This is a genomic window from Micromonospora sp. CPCC 205739 (genome assembly GCF_036906795.1).
Taxonomy (GTDB): Bacteria; Actinomycetota; Actinomycetes; order Mycobacteriales; family Micromonosporaceae; genus Micromonospora.
In genome coordinates, this window is sequence record NZ_JBAKHS010000008.1 from 182946 (window position 1) to 200161 (window position 17216).

Consider the following 17216-nt stretch of genomic DNA (forward strand, 5'->3'; position numbering starts at 1 on the left):
TGAGAGCTACACCCGCTGAGCCGTTTCGCCGCGCAGGGCGAGCCGTCGGAGAATCTCCAGGTACTTCGCCAACTGGTCTTCTCGAAAGAGGCCATTGAGGGCGGACATGGGAACGGCTGGGATCCGACCGTCGCGCTCCTTCTCGGCCAGCCATGCTCGCAATTGGTCGGCGATCACCCGCTTGTCGTTCGACACCACCCCTGCGCCACGCGTCCGGATGAGATCGGCGGCCACGCTGGCCTCGTACCCGAGCAACAGGATCGGGCGCCGCGCGAGCAGGTAGTCGAAGATCTTCCCGGTCACCGTTCCGGCGTCACGCGGGTCGTTCCACATCAGCAGCACCAGGATGTCCGCCTCTGCCTGGATACGCCAGGACTTCTCTGCCGAGACCTGGCCGAGCAGTGTGACACTTCCAGCCACTCCCGTGCGCTTGACGGCCCTCGTGACGATCCCGTTGTCCTCACCGGCGAAGACGACGCGGATCCGCGCGGCGTCCTTCCCCAGCGAGGCGACGGCCTCCAACAGCGGTCCCGGGTCACGCCTGTCCGGGTAGAGGTATCCGGTGTAGGCCAACGTCAGGATCGGGCCGGCGCCTGCGCCACTGGACGTCTCCGGGAGCACATCGGCCGCGGGCTGCGTCGGGCGGCGGTCGATGCCGTTCATGATGACGTGGGTCTCCAGGCCGAACGCGCGCCGCATCGCATCCGCCCAGGGCTCAGAAACGGTGGCGCAGGCGGCGGCCGTGCGGAGCAGGCGGCGCTCGGCCCGACGGTCGACGGAGCGCCGGACACGGGTACGGATCCAGTACTCGTTGCCGGCTGACCACAGGTCCCGGTAGTCCGCGACCCACGGCACACCCAGCTTGCGAGACAGCCTGGCTGCCGCCGCGAAGACCGAGAAGGGCGGACCCGTCGCAAGGATCACGTCGGGCCGCCAGTCCTGGCGACTGTCGAGGAATCGCCTGACGGCCGGCCATACCCAGTTCACCTTCGTATCCGGGACGAGCACCTCGTAGCCAAACCGGCACAACCACCGGTTGGTTCGGAGGCGAAGCTCGGTGGCGCCGTCTCTCACCCGCGCGGCCGAGCGTGATCCCGATTCCTTGGCCTGGGTCCCGGCCGAGCCGGACGCCAGCGAACGCTGGAGCCGTGGAAGCCGAGGTACCGGGTTGGCCCGCACCACCTCGATTCCCGATGGCACCGGCGTCGATTCGCCCGGGGCCACCTCACCGGTCGTCAGTACACGTACATCCCAGCCGCGCTCGGCAGCGAACTCGGCCAGCGCAGCCGGACGCCGGGCCCCGACCGTCTCGGCCGGCGGAAAGTGGTAGGCCACGATCAGCAGCCGGTTCGCCATAGTTCCTCCTACGTTGTCAACGAAAGAAGCGACCGCTAGAAGCGCAAACAGTCGCAACTCCCCCAGTTCGCTCCGCTCATCGGGTCGAACGGACCGGCACGAGGCCCAGGTCCAGGGCCGGACTCGTCCGCGTCGTTCTCTCGCTACCGAGCGTGACCGCGCGGAGGGACAACAGCCAGGACGCCGCGTATGCGAGCGTTCCGGCGATCCCCAGCGACCAGACCGCGGTGACGGCCGACGCTCCGGACAACGCGACGCCGGATACGACTCCGGTCACCAGCAGGAACCTGGCCGCGTCCCAGATGAGTTGAAGCCCTTGCCGTTCGAAGACAACCAGCGTCTGGGACAGCGGCGAGGCGACGATCTGCGCCGCCGTGTACACCGCGAGAGCCTGCGCGTACACCCCGCTGCTGCCCCACTGTTCCCCGAACAGGACGGAGAAGATCCATGGAGCGCCGACAAGGAGAACGAGCGCACTCGGCGCGGCGACCAGCGCCAACTTTCTGCTCACCCGGATGAAGATGGCCCGCCCGTGCGGGTCGGCGTTCCGTACGGCACGCGCGATCTCGGCGAGGTACACCTGGGCGACCGCCGACGCGACGAGCGCGGCGGGCACGGCGATGACGCGCTGGGTGAGACCGAGGTGACCCGCGACCGCGCCGCCGTACCAGTAGGCGATCAACAGAATCGGTAGTTGCAACCCCAGGACGTTGAGCAGTCCCGAGGGCGCTGCCAGGAGCGGGAAGCGGCAGTACCGTCGCGCGACCGCTACGAGCTGCTGACCGCGTCGTCCCGCCTGTGCTTCGGTGCCGCGCAGGCCAGCGGTGTGTAGGAGCGCGAACACGCCGGCGACCTGGCCCACGCCGAGTCCCAGTGCCAGCCCTCCGGACCGCATCCCGGCGATCCCCGCGCCGATCTGCGTCAGCGTGCTGGCCAGTGACTGGAGCAGGGTACGGCGGCCGATCGAGGCGTACCGACGATGCCGGACCGCCAGTTGATTGAGCACCAGCACCGCCGACGTGCCGGCGGCGGCCGGTGGCACCAACCACAACCACGACTGCAGCGCCGGTTGGCCGAAGAGCGTGGCTACCACGTCCCCACTCGACAGCACCACCACCGCGCCGAGAACCGCCGTGCCGAAGGCAGCCGCCATCCCGAGGACGACCAAGCCGTAGGCGTCGCGCTCCCGCTCGGGTAACGGGACGGCCAACTCGAAGCGCAGGGCCGCGACCGTGCCGATCGTCGTCACCAACGCGGCGATGACGGTGAAGACACCAAAGTCCTCCGGACTGTACAACCGGGACAGCAGAGGAGCAGCCGCGAGCGCAAGCACCTGGGCCCCGGCGGATCCCAGCGCGATGCTCAGCACCCCGCGTCGATTGGCGGTCAGTCGGGCCCGCACAGGATCGAGCCACGTCATCGCGGGGATCAGCCCCAGCCGACCCGAGCCGAGCCGTCTCTGGCCGGCGCGCTGACGAGCGCCGCCACCCCGGGACCACCGGGAGCGCATCAGGGGACCAATGTGCGGCGCGGCACATCCGCCGGCCCGGGCGGAACAAGTCCGGGACGACGCAGGTACCCGGAGCCGGTCCGGGACTGGCCGCCCGCGCCGCCCCTCTTCGCCCGCCGCAGGATCAGCAGTCCCAGGGCCAGCGCGATGAAGAGGAGCCGGTTGCCGTTGATGTCGCCGGAAGTCGACACCGCGACGGTGCTGAACAGCAGGAGCCCGAGACCCAGACTGGCCCTCGCGTCGGACCGCGCCACCACCCACAGCCGCATCGCCACGAGGGCTGTCGAGAGGACCAGGGCGCCGGCAATGAGCCAACCGGCCTCGGCCGGCAACTCCAGCCAGAGATTGTGCGGGTAGTCGAAGCCCAGCAGGCCAACGGCTCCGCTCCAGTTCCCGTAGCCAACGCCCCAGGGGTTTTCGCGAATGAGGGAGAGAGTGTGGTCGAACATCTCGCCCCGCGCCGAGTTGAAGAGCTCGTCCTCCGGATCCGTGAGGAGAGCGTGCAACCTGATCGGCCGCAACCAGGGCATCATCGTGATCGCCAACACGACGCCGACGATCATGGTCACGCCGACCCATTCCTTCTTGGCCTGCCGTTCTCGCCGCCGTAGGCCGGCGAGGGCAAGCGCGAACAGGCCGACCGCAGTGGCGAGCAGCGGCCCGCGGGATCCGGTGGCGAGCAGGCCGGGCACGAGCAGTAGCGCCGACACGGCGGTCAGGACAGCCGACAGCCGCCGCCGGAAGTACAGCCACGCCACCGCCAGCATTCCCACGCCGATCGCGCGGCCCAGCCAGATCGGATTGGAGCCGAACCCTGCCGACCGGCCGTCCTGCGAGTCCGCAGTCAACGCCGCGACAGCCAGGACGGCGGTCGCAAGCACCACCAGTTTGCAGAACAGTTCCCAGTCCGACCAGCCGCGCAGGACTGCGGTCGAGAGAGCGGCGAGGAGGGTCAACGTAACGAGAAAGAAGAGTTTCTGCTGGCCGTATTCCGTCTCCGGAGGCCGCAGGAACCCCGGCAGGGCGAGCACTCCAATGGCCAGCAGGACCCAGGCAACGACGCCTCGCGACCGGCTGGACGGGCGCGTGACTTCGGAGATCAACAGCGGCACGGCCAGCACCACGGCGACGACGAGGAGGGTCCTCCCCACGAGTCTGGGAAACTGATCGAAGGTGAGGAACAGAGCGGGAACGACCCCGCGAGCCACCGTCGACAGCGGACCGGGTCCGGTCCGCTCCGCGACGTCCTGTCCCGGCACGGCCACCAAGCCGGCGGGTCCCCCGTTCCCTGGCACGATCGCCCCCGTCGCTGACCGGTCCGCCGCTCGCTGTGCGGATGTCCCTGTGCTGCCCTGGGGTCTAACGGGCAAAATCGGACATGGTTATGCGCCTTCGCGCTTGGCTCCCGACCCGGCGACTGGGCACTACCCGCACCGCCCCGCCGCGCCGGTGCCCACCGTCGGGCGAGCAGGCCGCCCAGTTCGCTCGGCCACGGCTCCTGTGCCGGGTGCCGACCGGGCCGAACCGCTCTCGGCATTGACCTGCTTGCCCATTGACATTCATCTCCGCCGGGCGGAAGGCTCGCCCCACAGGTCCTTCCACCGAAGGGGATGCGATGAGACCAACACGGCTGGCGATCGCCGGCGTGTTCACCCTGGTCGGCGCGCTGGCGCTGACCGCACCGGCGAGCGCACGGCCACCGTCTGACCCGGGCGGCCGCGACAGCTTGGAGGTGTACGTCGGCACGCTCGACCCGCAACAGCTGGAGAAGCTGCGCGCGTCCGGCGTCGACCTCGGCCACGACCACCGCGGCACCGATGAGAACGGGGCCACCCGGGTCGAGACGGTGCTCAGCAAGCGGGAGGCGGCGCGCCTGGCCGACCAGGGCGTGCGGCTGGACGTCAAGAAGGTACGCGGCAAGGAGGCGTCCCGGGCGCTGCGCGAGCAGGCGGCGGCCGGCTGGGACGCGTTCCGGTCGTACAGCGAGCCCGGTGGCCTCCGGGACGAGATCACCGCCACGGCAGCGCGGTTCCCGAAGCTGGCCAAGCTGGAGACGATCGGTCGCACCGTCCAGGGCAAACCGATCCTGGCGGTGAAGGTGACGAAGAACGCCCGGACCGTACCGGACGGGCGACGCCCGGCGGTGCTCTACGGCAGCGCGCAGCACGCCCGCGAGTGGATCACCCCGGAGATGACCCGCCGCCTGCTGCACCACGTGCTGGACAACTACGGCAGCGACCCGGAGATCACCCGCTTGGTGGACCGCACCGAGCTGTGGTTCCTGCCGGTGGCGAACCCGGACGGCTACGACCACACCTTCACCCCGGGCAACCGGCTGTGGCGCAAGAACCTGCGCGACAACGACGGTGACGGGCAGGTCACCACGGCCGACGGCGTCGACCTGAACCGCAACTTCAGCTACAAGTGGGGCTACGACGACGAGGGCTCCTCGCCGGAGCCGAACAGCGACACCTACCGTGGCCCCGCGCCCAACTCGGAGCCGGAGACCAAGGCGCTGGACCGGCTCTTCAAGCGGGTCGGCTTCGAGTTCTTCGTCAACTACCACTCGGCCGCCCAGCTGCTGCTCTACGGCGTCGGCTGGCAGGTGAGCACGCCGACCCCGGACGACGTCATCTACGAGGCGATGGTCGGCGACGACGCCCACCCGGCGGTGCCCGGCTACGACCCGGACATCTCCGCCGAGCTGTACACCACCAATGGCGACACCGACTCGCACGCCACGGTCCGCTACGGCACCCTCGGCTTCACTCCGGAGATGTCGACCTGCCAGGCGGCGGCCGCCTCGGACCCGGACGACCAGTGGCGGCCGGAGGACTGCATCAGCGGGTTCATCTTCCCGGACGACGAGAAGTTGATCTCCGCCGAGGTGGCGAAGAACCTGCCGTTCGCGCTGTCGGTGGCGAAGTCGGCGGCCGACCCGGACGACCCGGTGTCGGTGGTCGGCCGCAGTACCCCCGACTTCGTGGTCGACTCCTTCAACACGTCCTACGGGCGCACCCAGCAGGTCGCGTCGATCACCCGGCGGGCGCTGCGGGACGTCCGGATGCACTACGTGGTCAACGGCGGCCGTCCCAAGACCGTCAAGGTCCGCGAGTGGCGCGGCGGTGAGCGGTACGGCGACACGCACGACGACTACTACGCCGAGCTGCGCGGCACGGTGACCGGCACGAAGCCGGGTGACCGGGTCGAGGTGTGGTTCACCGGGGTCAAGCCGCGCAGCGGCCCGGTGGCCAGCGAACGCTTCACCTACCGGGTGCACACCGACATCGGCGGGGACGTACTGGTGCTCGCGGTGGAGGACGTGACCGGGCTCAGCCCGGCGCAGACCGGCGGAACCAGCGCGAAGTACGCCGACGAGATCGCCGCTTCCCTGGCCAAGGCGGGCCGCAGCAGCGACGTCTACGACTTCGACGCGATGGGCCGCGCCGCCCCGCACCCGCTGGGTGTGCTGTCGCACTACCGGGCGGTGGTCTGGGAGACCGGCGACGACATCATCCTGCGCTCCCCCGGCCAGGTCGGCGGCACCGCCGCCCGCGCGGCCCTGGAGACCGAGCTGGCCGTGCGCGACTACCTCAACGAGGGCGGCAAGCTGCTGGTCAGCGGCAAGTACGCGCTCTTCGCCCAGGCCGCCAACGGCTCGTACGTCTACCAGCCGGACCCGGCCGTGGCGGAGTGCGCCGACCCGGACGACGCCACCTGCCTGCCGTTGTTGAACGACTTCCAGCAGTACTACCTGGGGGCGTACAACTACGTCAGCGACGGCGGCAGCGACCCGGACGGCACCCCGTACCCGCTGCGCGGCGCGGACGGGGCCTTCGCCGGCTTCGAGGGGCAGCTCAACGCGCCCGGCTCGGCGGGAAACCAGGACCACACGGCCTCGTTCCTCACCACGTCGAGCTTCCTGCCCCCGGATGAGTTCCCGCAGTTCGCCAGCTCGGCAGCGGTGGACTGGGCCCGGCCGGGCAGCGCCCCGTTCGACCCCCGCACCGGCGAGTGGTACCTGTACAGCGGGCGGTCCGACGAGTCGTACAAGCGGCTCACCCGCACCGTCGACCTCACCTCGGCGACCAGCGGGGAGCTGCGCTTCTTCGCCTCGTACGACATCGAGCAGAACTGGGACTTCCTGATCGTCGAGGCGCACGAGGTGGGCAGCGACGACTGGACGACGCTGCCGGACGCCAACGGCCGCACCGGCACCGAGACCGGTGAGAGCTGCGAGTCGGGCTGGGTGGAGGCCCTGCATCCGTTCCTCGCCCACTACCAGGGCGCCGACTGCTCCCCCACGGGCAGCACCGGCAGCTGGAACGCGGCCACCGGCAGCTCCGGCGGCTGGCGGGAGTTCGCCGTCGACCTGTCGGCGTACGCCGGCAAGCAGGTCGAGGTCTCCATCTCGTACGTCTCCGACTGGGGTACCCAGGGCCTGGGTGTCTTCCTGGACGACGCGCGGGTGATCACCGACGGCACGGTCGTCTCGGAGACCTCCTTCGAGACGCCGGACCTGGGTGGTTGGACGGTGGCCGGGCCGCCGCCGGGCTCCGCGCCGGGCGGCAACGACTGGGCCCGTAGCCAGCAGGCGTTCACCGAGGGCGCGGCGGTGGTCACCGACGACACCGTCTATCTCGGCTTCGGCCTGGAGGGGTTGGCCCCGGCGGCCCGGGACGACCTGGTCGCCCGGTCGCTGGCGCACCTGAGCGGACGGCCCCGGCGGTAACGCCACGCGGGTGCGGCGGCGGTGTCTGACCGCCGCCGCACCTGTCCGTACGGCTGCCGGAGCGGCGGCCCGTGTGATGAGCTGTACCGGTGGCGGGGTTCCTGTTCGGTCTGGTGCTGCATCCCACCCGGGACGTCTCCGAGGTTGTAGAGATCATCGAACGCTGGGCGGTCCGGCACGGTAAGAGCCTCGCCGTCCGCGCCGAGGACCGGCACCGGGTGCCGCCGTCGGTGGAGCTGGTGCCGGAGGCGGATCTGGCCCACCGGTCGGACGCGTTGATCAGCATCGGCGGGGACGGCACCATGCTCGGTGCGCTGCGCTCGGCGGTGCGGGACCCGAAGCCGGTGCTCGGGGTGCACCTGGGCAAGCTCGGCTTCCTCGTCGAGGTCGAGCCGCCGGATCTGCCCCGGGCGCTGGACCGGCTGGTCGCCCACGACTTCACCGTCGAGTCGCGCGCCTGCCTGGCCTGCGACGTGTGCGGGGACGACGTGGTGGCGTTCAACGACATCGCCCTCGTCCGTCATCCGGGGTCCGGCTTCGTCACCGCCACCCTGGCCGTGGAGGGGCAGCGGTACGGCTACTACCGCTGCGACGCACTGGTGGTCAGCACGCCGACCGGCTCGACGGCGTACAGCTACGCGGCGGGCGGGCCGCTGATCTCGCCGGCGACGCAAGCCCTGGTGCTGACGCCGTCGGCGCCGATGAGCGGCATCTCCCGGTCGGTGGTGCTCTCCGGCGACGAGACCATCCGGTTGGAGCTGCTGCCCGGCTCGGCGCCGGTGGCCGTGGAGATGGACGGCGTGATCATCCGGGAGGCCTCGACCGAGGGCGCGGTGCACCTGCGGTACCAGCAGGACGCGGGGCTGGTGGTACGCCTGGACCCCCGCCGCTACCAGGAGCGCAAACAGCTCAAGCTCAGCCTGCTGGACCTGCCGCTGCTGCCGGAGCAGCTGCGCGAGCTGCTGCCGGACGGGATGCGGGAGCAGTTGAACCGCCGCGAGCTGCCCCCGCCGCGCTGACCGCGCGCCCGCGCTCAGGCCTTGGCCAGCACCCCGTCGACGAGCGCCTTCGCCTCCTCCTGGATGCGGGCCAGATGCTCCGGCCCCTGGAACGACTCGGCGTAGATCTTGTAGACGTCCTCGGTGCCGGACGGGCGGGCGGCGAACCAGCCCGACTCGGTGGTCACCTTCAGCCCGCCGATCGCCGCGCCGTTGCCGGGCGCGGCGGTGAGCGTCGCGGTGATCGGCTCGCCGGCCAGCTCGGTGGCGCCCACCTGTTCCGGGGAGAGCTTGCCGAGCACGGCCTTCTGCTCGCGGGTGGCCGGGGCGTCGATCCGGGCGTACGCGGGGGCGCCGAAGCGCCCGGTCAGCTCGGCGTAGTGCTCGCTGGGCGTCCGCCCGGTGGTGGCGATGATCTCCGAGGCGAGCAGGCAGAGCAGGATGCCGTCCTTGTCGGTGGTCCAGGTGCTCCCGTCGCGGCGCAGGAAGGACGCGCCGGCACTCTCCTCGCCGCCGAAGCCGACCGCGCCGTCGAGCAGCCCGGGCACGAACCACTTGAAGCCCACCGGCACCTCCAGCAGCGGACGGCCCAGGTCCGCGGCGATCCGGTCGATCATCGAGGAGGAGACCAGCGTCTTGCCGACGGCCGCCGCCGGCCCCCACTGCTCCCGGGTACGGAACAGGTGGCCGATCGCCACCGCCAGGTAGTGGTTGGGGTTCATCAGGCCGCCGTCGGGAGTGACGATGCCGTGCCGGTCGGCGTCGGCGTCGTTGCCGGTGGAGACCTGGTAGTCGGCGCGGGCGGCGATCAGCGAGGCCATCGCGTTCGGCGAGGAGCAGTCCATCCGGATCTTGCCGTCGCCGTCCAGGGTCATGAACCGCCAGGTCGGGTCGACCGTCGGGTTGATCACGGTCAGGTCCAGCCGGTGCCGCTCGGCGATCTCCCCCCAGTACGCGACGCTGGCCCCGCCGAGCGGGTCGGCGCCGATGCGCACCCCGGCGGCGCGGATGGCGTCGATGTCGATCGCTGCGGGCAGGTCGTCGACGTAGCCGGCGAGGAAGTCGTACCCGGCGGTGGTGTCGGCGGCGCGGGCCCGGGCGTACGGGATGCGCCGGACCTCCTTGAGGCCGGCGGCGAGGATCGCGTTGGCCCGGTCCTGCATCCACTTCGTGACGTCGGTGTCGGCGGGCCCGCCGTGGGTGGGGTTGTACTTGAACCCGCCGTCGTCGGGCGGGTTGTGCGACGGGGTGATGACGATGCCGTCGGCGAGGCCGCTGGTGCGCCCCCGGTTGTGGGTCAGCACGGCGTGCGAGAGCGCCGGGGTGGGGGTGTAGCCGTCGCGGCTGTCCCGCAGCACGGTGACGCCGTTGGCGGCGAGCACCTCCAGCGCGCTGGCCTCGGCCGGCGCGGAGAGCGCATGGGTGTCCCGGGCGAGGAAGAGCGGGCCGTCGAGGCCCCGTTCGCGGCGGTAGTCGCAGAGCGCCTGGGTGACCGCGAGGATGTGGTCCTCGTTGAAGGCGTTGCGCAGGGCCGACCCGCGGTGGCCGGAGGTGCCGAAGGAGACCTGCTGCGCCGGGTCGTCGGGGTCCGGGTGCTCGGCGTAGTAGGCGGTCAGCAACCGGGGCACGTCGACCAGGTCGGCGGGCTCGGCGGGCTGTCCGGCACGGGGGTGGGCCACTGCGGGATCCTCCTGATGTTCGTGACTGAGGTGCGGGCGGGGCTCACGGCTCGACGCGCTGGCCCTTGCCGATCACCACGATGCCGTTGTCGGAGACGGTGTAGCGCTGGCGGTCCTTCTCCAGGTCGACGCCGATCTCCGCGCCCTCGGGGACGAAGACGTTCTTGTCCAGAATGGCCCGCCGGACCACCGCGTGCCGGCCGATCTCGACGCCCTCCATCAGCACCGCGCCGTCGACGTGCGCCCAGGAGTGGACCTTGACCTTCGGCGACACGATCGAGTTCTCCACCAGCGAGCCGGAGATCACCGCGCCGGGCGAGACCATCGAGCCGACCGCCCGGCCGACCCGCTCGCCCCACTGGTGGACGAACTTGGCCGGCGGGTACGGCGGCTGGTTGCTGTAGATCGGCCAGTCGAAGTTGTAGAGGTTGAAGACCGGGTGCACGTTGATCAGGTCCATGTGGGCGTCGTAGAACGAGTCCAGCGTCCCCACGTCCCGCCAGTAGCCGCGGTCGCGGTCGGTGCTGCCCGGCACCTCGTTGTCCTTGAAGTCGTAGACGTTGGCCTCGCCCCGCTCCACCAGCATCGGGATGATGCTGCCGCCCATGTCGTGCTTGCTGGTCTTGTCCTCCGCGTCCCGCTCGACCGCCTCGCAGAGCGCGCCGGTGCTGAAGACGTAGTTGCCCATCGAGGCGTAGATCTGGTCCGGTGCGTCGGGGAGGCCGACCGCGTCGGTGGGCTTCTCGCGGAACGCCCGGATCCGCCGGCCGTCCTCGCCGACCTCGATGACGCCGAACTGGTCGGCCATCGACAGCGGCTGCCGGATGCCGGCCACGGTGACCCCGGCGCCGGAGGCGATGTGGTCGTCCACCATCTGCCGGGGGTCCATCCGGTAGATGTGGTCGGCGCCGAAGACAATCACGTAGTCGGGCTGCTCGTCGTTGATCAGGTTGAAGCTCTGGTAGATGGCGTCGGCGGACCCGGCGAACCACCACGGGCCACGACGCTGCTGCGCCGGCACCGGCGTGACGTAGTTGCCGAGCATCGTCGACATCCGCCAGGTCTTGGTGATGTGCCGGTCCAGGGAGTGGGACTTGTACTGGGTCAGCACGACGATCTTGAGAAAGCCGGCGTTCGCCAGGTTGGACAGGACGAAGTCGACCATGCGGTACATCCCGCCGAACGGGACGGCCGGCTTGGCCCGGTCCGTGGTGAGCGGCATGAGGCGCTTGCCTTCTCCGCCGGCCAGGACGATCGCGAGCACCTTGGCAGCCATGTCCCGACGCTATCCATCCCGCTGCGACTTCACCACTCGTACGGGCACAGTTCTGCACTAGGGTGCGGGGGCATGACGGAATCGGCACGGCTGCGCGTGGATCTGCTGACCCGGGAGTACCCGCCGGAGGTGTACGGCGGAGCCGGGGTGCACGTCGAGTACCTGGCCCGGGAACTGCGCCGACTCGCCGACGTCCGGGTGCACTGCTTCGGCGCGCCCCGCACCGAGCCCGGCGTCACCGCGTACGCCGAACCGGCCGGCCTGGCCGGCGCGAACGCCGCGCTGCGCACCATGGGCGTCGACCTGGAGATGGCCGCGGGCTGCGCCGGCACCGACGTGGTGCACAGCCACACCTGGTACGCCAACCTGGCCGGGCACACCGCGAAGCTGCTGCACGGCGTGCCGCACGTGGTGACCGCGCACAGCCTGGAGCCGCTGCGGCCGTGGAAGGCCGAGCAGCTCGGCGGCGGGTACGCGCTCTCGTCCTGGTGCGAGCGCACGGCGGTGGAGGCCGCCGACGCGATCATCGCGGTCAGCGCGGGGATGCGCCGCGACGTCCTGACCGCGTACCCGGAGGTGAACCCGGACCGGGTCCGCGTGGTCTACAACGGCATCGACACCGCCCAGTACGCCCCGGACCCCGGCACCGACGTGGTGGACCGGCTCGGCATCGACCCGTCCCGCCCGAGCGTGGTGTACGTCGGCCGGATCACCCGCCAGAAGGGCCTGCCCTACCTGCTGCGCGCGGCCCGGGAGCTGCCCGCCGACACCCAGCTGGTGCTGCTCGCCGGCGCCCCCGACACGCCGGAGATCGCGGCCGAGGTGGAGGGTCTGGTCGGCGAGCTGCGGGCCAACCGCTCCGGGGTGGTCTGGGTGGCCGAGATGCTGCCCAAGCACGAGGTGATCCAGGTGCTCACCCACGCGACGATCTTCGTCTGCCCGTCGGTCTACGAGCCGATGGGCATCGTCAACCTGGAGGCGATGGCCTGCGAGACGGCGGTGGTGGCGACCGCCACCGGCGGCATCCCCGAGGTGGTCGCCGACGGCGAGACCGGGCTGCTGGTGCCGATCGAACAGGCCGGCGACGGCTCCGGCCGGCCGCTGGAGCCGAAGCGGTTCGTGGCCGACCTGGCCGCCCGGATCAACGAGGTGCTGGCCGACCCGGCACGGGCCGCCGAGTTCGGCCGGGCCGGGCGGCGGCGGGCCGTCGAACACTTCTCCTGGGACGCCGTCGCGGCCCGCACCATGGAGGTGTACCGGTCGGTGGGAGCGGCAGGCTGACCCGAGCGCGAAGCGATCTCGCGCAGTAGGTTGTCGGGGTGAGCGGACGGTTCCCGATCGAAGACGTCTCCCCCGTCGTCGCCTGCGGTCGCTACCCGGCCAAGGCGGTGGTCGGCGAGGTGGTGCCCGTGTCGGCCCGCGCCTACCGGGAGGGGCACGACGCGCTCGGCTGCAACGTGGTCTGGTGCGGCCCGGACGGCGCGGCGCGCCCCTTCACCCGGATGCGCCCCGGCGAGCCGGGGCAGGACACCTGGCACGCCGTCATCCGCCCCGACGCGGTCGGCGACTGGGTCTTCACCGTCGAGGCGTTCCAGGACCCCTACCTGACCTGGCAGAACGCGGTGACCAAGAAGATCGCCGCCGGGCAGGGGCCGGCCGAGCTGGCCAACGACCTCGCCGAGGGCGTCCGGGTGCTGACGGCGGCGGCCGAGCTGGTGCCGGCCGCCGACGTCGTGCGGGTGAAGTCCGCCGTGGCCGCGCTGCGCGACACCGAGCTGGACCTGCCCCGCCGGGTCACCCCGGCCCTGGAGCTGGCCGACCTGCTCTGGGAGAACCCGGTGCGCGAGCTGGTCACCACCGGCGAGCAGCGCCGGCTCTGGGTGGACCGCCCCCGCGCGCTCTTCTCCGCCTGGTACGAGTTCTTCCCCCGCTCCGAGGGCGCGATCCCGGCCACCGTCGACTCGCCGGCCCGCTCGGGCACCTTCGTCACCGCGATGGACCGGCTCCCGGGCGTCGCGGCGATGGGCTTCGACGTGCTCTACCTGCCCCCGATCCATCCGATCGGCCGGGTCAACCGCAAGGGCCGCAACAACTCGCTGACCGCCGGGCCCGACGACGTGGGCTCGCCGTGGGCGATCGGCGCCGCGGAGGGCGGCCACGACGCCATCCACCCCGACCTGGGTACGCCGGAGGACTTCCGCGACTTCGTCGCCGCCGCCGCCGAGCAGGGGCTGGAGGTGGCGATGGACCTGGCGTTGCAGTGCGCGCCGGACCATCCCTGGGTGACCGAGCACCCGGAGTGGTTCACCACCCGGGCCGACGGCAGCATCGCGTACGCGGAGAACCCGCCGAAGAAGTACCAGGACATCTACCCGCTGAACTTCGACAACGACCCGGAGGGCATCCGGACCGAGGTGCTGCGGGTGGTGCTGCACTGGGTCGGCGAGGGCATCCGGATCTTCCGGGTGGACAACCCGCACACCAAGCCGTTCGACTTCTGGCACTGGCTGATCGCCGAGGTCAAGAAGGTCGACCCGGACGTGCTCTTCCTCGCCGAGGCGTTCACCCGGCCGGCGATCATGCACGGGCTCGGCAAGATCGGCTTCACCCAGTCGTACACGTACTTCACCTGGCGCACGTCGGCGGCGGAGATGCGGGCGTACTGCGAGGAGCTGGTGGCCGCGGCCGACTACATGCGACCGAACTTCTGGCCGAACACGCCGGACATCCTGCACTCCTCGTTGCAGCACGGCGGCCCGCCGATGTTCAAGATCCGGGCGGTGCTGGCCGCGCTGCTCTCCCCCTCTTGGGGCGTATACGCCGGGTTCGAGCTCTTCGAGCACGTCGCCCGCCCCGGCGCCGAGGAGTACCTGGACAACGAGAAGTACGAGCTGCGCCCCCGGGACTGGGCCGGCGCGCAGGCGCAGGGCCGCTCGCTGGCGCCGTTCATCGCCACCCTCAACCGGGTACGCCGGGACAACCCGGCCCTGCACCAGCTGCGCAACCTGCGCTTCCACGACATCGACAACCCGGCACTGCTCTGCTGGTCCAAACACGACCCGGACAGCGGCAACACCGTCATCGTGGTCTGCTCGTTCGACTCGCACACCGTGCAGTGGGGCAACACCACTCTGGACATGCCCGCGCTCGGCTTCGACTGGCACGAGCGGTTCACCGTCCACGACGAGCTGACCGGCACCAGCTACGAGTGGGGGCAGCGCAACGCCGTCCGCCTCGACCCGTACCTTCAGCCCGCGCACGTGTTGACGGTCCGCCGGCCGGCGTCGCCCCCGGCACCCGCGCCGGCGGTCCCGGCCCCGGCCGAGCTGACCGTCGAAGACGTACCCGCCGACCTCTCGGGTGGCACCGCCCCGACCGCTCCCGCCCCGGCGGGCGGCCTCGCGGGTGGCGTCGACCCGACCGCTTCCGCCGCTAAGGACGCCCGATGGACCAGCTGATCGCCGGCGCGACGCACGACCCGCACGCCATGCTCGGCGCGCACCCCGCCGACGGGTGGACCACGATCCGCGCCATGCGCCGCGGCGCCGGCGACGTGATGCTGCGGATCGGTGACGAGCGGCACCCGATGAAGCGGGTGCACGACGTCGGCGTCTTCGAGACCCGGGTCGAGGGGACCGTGCTCGACTACCGGATCGAGGCCGACGGGCAGGTCACCGACGACCCGTACCGCTACCCGCCGACCATCGGCGAGCTGGACCTGCACCTGATCGGCGAGGGCCGCCACGAGCGGCTCTGGGAGGCGCTCGGCGCCCGGGTCTTCGACGAGGGCGTGGCGTTCTCGGTGTGGGCGCCCAACGCCCGTGGCGTACGGGTGGTCGGCGACTTCACCGGCTGGGGCGCGGACGACGGCTGGCCGATGCGCTCCCTCGGCTCCAGCGGGGTGTGGGAGATCTTCGTGCCCGAGGCACGGGTCGGCGCCCGCTACAAGTACCGCATCCTCGGCGCCGACGGGCGGTGGCGGGACAAGGCCGACCCGCTCGCCGCGTACGCGGAGGTGCCCCCGGCCACGGCTTCGGTGGTGCACCACTCGACGTACCAGTGGTCGGACGCCGAATGGCTGGAGCGGCGGGCGCGGCGGCAGCCGCACCAGGAGCCGATGAGCGTGTACGAGGTGCACCTCGGCTCCTGGCGGCCCGGGCTGGGCTACCGGGAGCTGGCCGAGCAGCTGACCGCGTACGTCACCGAGATGGGCTTCACCCACGTGGAGTTCCTGCCGGTGATGGAGCACCCGTTCGGCGGTTCCTGGGGTTACCAGGTCACCGGCTACTTCGCGCCGACCTCCCGCTTCGGCGACCCGGACGACTTCCGGTACCTCGTCGACACACTGCACGGCGCGGGCGTCGGCGTGATCCTGGACTGGGTGCCGGCGCACTTCCCCAAGGACGAGTGGGCGCTGGCCCGCTTCGACGGCACCCCGCTGTACGAGCACCGCGACCCGCGGCGCGGCGAGCACCCCGACTGGGGCACGTACGTCTTCGACTTCGGCCGCCACGAGGTGCGCAACTTCCTGGTCGCCAACGCGCTCTACTGGTGCGAGGAGTTCCACGTCGACGGCCTGCGGGTGGACGCCGTCGCCTCGATGCTCTACCTGGACTACTCCCGCCAGGAGGGGCAGTGGGCCCCGAACGTGCACGGCGGCCGGGAGAACCTGGAGGCGATCGCGTTCCTCCAGGAGGTCAACGCCACCGTCTACAAGCACCACGCCGGGGTGGTGATGATCGCCGAGGAGTCCACCGCCTGGCCCGGGGTGACCCGGCCGACCGCCGACGGCGGGCTCGGCTTCGGGTTCAAGTGGAACATGGGCTGGATGCACGACACCCTGCTCTACACCTCCAAGGACCCGATCTACCGGCAGCACCACCACCATCAGCTCACCTTCTCCCTGGCGTACGCCTGGAGCGAGAACTACGTGCTGCCGATCAGCCACGACGAGGTGGTGCACGGCAAGGGGTCGCTGGCGGCCAAGATGCCCGGCGACACCTGGCAGCGGCTGGCGAACGTGCGGGCGCTGCTGGCGTACATGTGGGCGCACCCGGGCAAGCAGTTGCTCTTCATGGGCTGCGAGCTGGCCGACGATCGGGAGTGGAGCGAGGAGCGCGGTCTCGACTGGTACCTGTCGCACGACCCGGCCCGGGCCGGGGTGCAGCGGCTGGTCGCCGACCTGAACGCGGCCTACCGGGCCACGCCGGCGCTCTGGGCGCAGGACACCGACCCGGCCGGCTTCCGCTGGATCGCCGGGGACGACGTCGCCCACAACACCGTCTCGTTCGTCCGGATCGCCCCCGACGGCGCGACGCTGGTCTGCGTGGCGAACTTCTCCGCCCTGCCGCTGGAGGACTACCGGATCGGCCTGCCCGCCGGCGGCACCTGGACCGAGGTGATCAACACGGACGCGCAGCACTACGGCGGGTCCGGGGTCGGCAACCTCGGCGCGGTGCACGCGCAGGACGTGCCGTGGCACGGCATGGCGGCGTCGGTCGCGCTGCGGGTGCCGCCGCTCGGCGTCCTCTGGCTCCGCCGCGACTGACCGCGCTCTTCCCGGGTCGGCTGGTGGTGTCCCGCCCGGGTCGCGGGCCGGTCGGTCCGGTCGCGGGCCGGTCGGTCCGGTCGGTCCGGTCGCGGGCCGGTCGGTCCGGTCGGTCCG

General features: G+C 71.4%; 10 protein-coding genes. 5 read left to right on the forward strand and 5 right to left on the reverse strand.

Annotated features, from left to right (window positions below):
• Window positions 1-6 precede the first annotated feature (6 nt).
• The 3 genes from V6U88_RS14755 to V6U88_RS14765 form a co-directional block, all read right to left on the reverse strand.
• Window positions 7-1356, reverse strand: coding sequence for a glycosyltransferase (locus tag V6U88_RS14755; protein WP_334453349.1), 1350 nt, complete (start codon window positions 1354-1356; stop codon window positions 7-9).
• Window positions 1357-1432: 76 nt separating this feature from the next.
• The gene (locus tag V6U88_RS14760; RefSeq protein ID WP_334453351.1) at window positions 1433-2776 is read right to left on the reverse strand and encodes a lipopolysaccharide biosynthesis protein; all 1344 of its coding nucleotides are present in this window, start codon (window positions 2774-2776) and stop codon (window positions 1433-1435) included.
• A gap of 89 nt (window positions 2777-2865) precedes the next feature.
• Window positions 2866-4131, reverse strand: a complete 1266-nt coding sequence (locus V6U88_RS14765) for an O-antigen ligase family protein (RefSeq protein ID WP_334453509.1) — start codon at window positions 4129-4131, stop codon at window positions 2866-2868.
• A gap of 350 nt (window positions 4132-4481) precedes the next feature.
• Between V6U88_RS14765 and V6U88_RS14770 the strand changes: the two genes are divergently transcribed.
• Window positions 4482-7598, forward strand: a complete 3117-nt coding sequence (locus tag V6U88_RS14770; RefSeq protein WP_334453353.1) for a M14 family metallopeptidase — start codon at window positions 4482-4484, stop codon at window positions 7596-7598.
• Between the two features lie 89 nt (window positions 7599-7687).
• Window positions 7688-8617, forward strand: a complete 930-nt coding sequence (locus V6U88_RS14775) for an NAD(+)/NADH kinase (RefSeq protein ID WP_334453355.1) — start codon at window positions 7688-7690, stop codon at window positions 8615-8617.
• Between the two features lie 14 nt (window positions 8618-8631).
• Here V6U88_RS14775 and pgm read toward each other — a convergent pair whose 3' ends face one another.
• Window positions 8632-10275: a phosphoglucomutase (alpha-D-glucose-1,6-bisphosphate-dependent) gene (gene pgm / locus V6U88_RS14780; RefSeq protein WP_334453357.1), complete on the reverse strand. Its 1644-nt coding sequence runs from the start codon at window positions 10273-10275 to the stop codon at window positions 8632-8634.
• A 43-nt stretch (window positions 10276-10318) separates the two neighbouring features.
• A complete protein-coding gene (glgC, locus tag V6U88_RS14785; RefSeq protein WP_334453359.1) occupies window positions 10319-11551 on the reverse strand; it encodes a glucose-1-phosphate adenylyltransferase in 1233 nt (410 codons plus the stop codon).
• Window positions 11552-11623: 72 nt separating this feature from the next.
• Here glgC and glgA point away from each other — a divergent pair, with 72 nt between their 5' ends.
• Genes glgA through glgB form a run of 3 tightly spaced genes read left to right on the forward strand, consistent with a single transcriptional unit; the run spans window position 11624 to window position 17099 of the window.
• Window positions 11624-12832: a glycogen synthase gene (glgA, locus tag V6U88_RS14790; protein WP_334453362.1), complete on the forward strand. Its 1209-nt coding sequence runs from the start codon at window positions 11624-11626 to the stop codon at window positions 12830-12832.
• Between the two features lie 38 nt (window positions 12833-12870).
• Window positions 12871-15009 (forward strand): alpha-1,4-glucan--maltose-1-phosphate maltosyltransferase, encoded by a 2139-nt coding sequence (locus V6U88_RS14795; RefSeq protein ID WP_334453364.1) that lies wholly within the window; start codon window positions 12871-12873, stop codon window positions 15007-15009.
• The gene (glgB, locus tag V6U88_RS14800; RefSeq protein ID WP_334453366.1) at window positions 14997-17099 is read left to right on the forward strand and encodes a 1,4-alpha-glucan branching protein GlgB; all 2103 of its coding nucleotides are present in this window, start codon (window positions 14997-14999) and stop codon (window positions 17097-17099) included. Before V6U88_RS14795 ends, glgB begins: the two co-directional genes overlap by 13 nt.
• The last annotated feature ends 117 nt before the right edge of the window (window positions 17100-17216 follow it).

Bases quoted from the DNA above. Each gene is read 5' to 3' on its own strand.
- V6U88_RS14755 (WP_334453349.1), bottom strand. From the start codon at position 1,356: ATGGCGAACCGGCTGCTGATCGTGGCCTACCACTTTCCGCCGGCCGAG.
- V6U88_RS14760 (WP_334453351.1), bottom strand. From the start codon at position 2,776: ATGACGTGGCTCGATCCTGTGCGGGCCCGACTGACCGCCAATCGACGC.
- V6U88_RS14770 (WP_334453353.1), top strand. From the start codon at position 4,482: ATGAGACCAACACGGCTGGCGATCGCCGGCGTGTTCACCCTGGTCGGC.
- glgC (WP_334453359.1), bottom strand. From the start codon at position 11,551: ATGGCTGCCAAGGTGCTCGCGATCGTCCTGGCCGGCGGAGAAGGCAAG.
- glgA (WP_334453362.1), top strand. From the start codon at position 11,624: ATGACGGAATCGGCACGGCTGCGCGTGGATCTGCTGACCCGGGAGTAC.
- glgB (WP_334453366.1), top strand. From the start codon at position 14,997: ATGGACCAGCTGATCGCCGGCGCGACGCACGACCCGCACGCCATGCTC.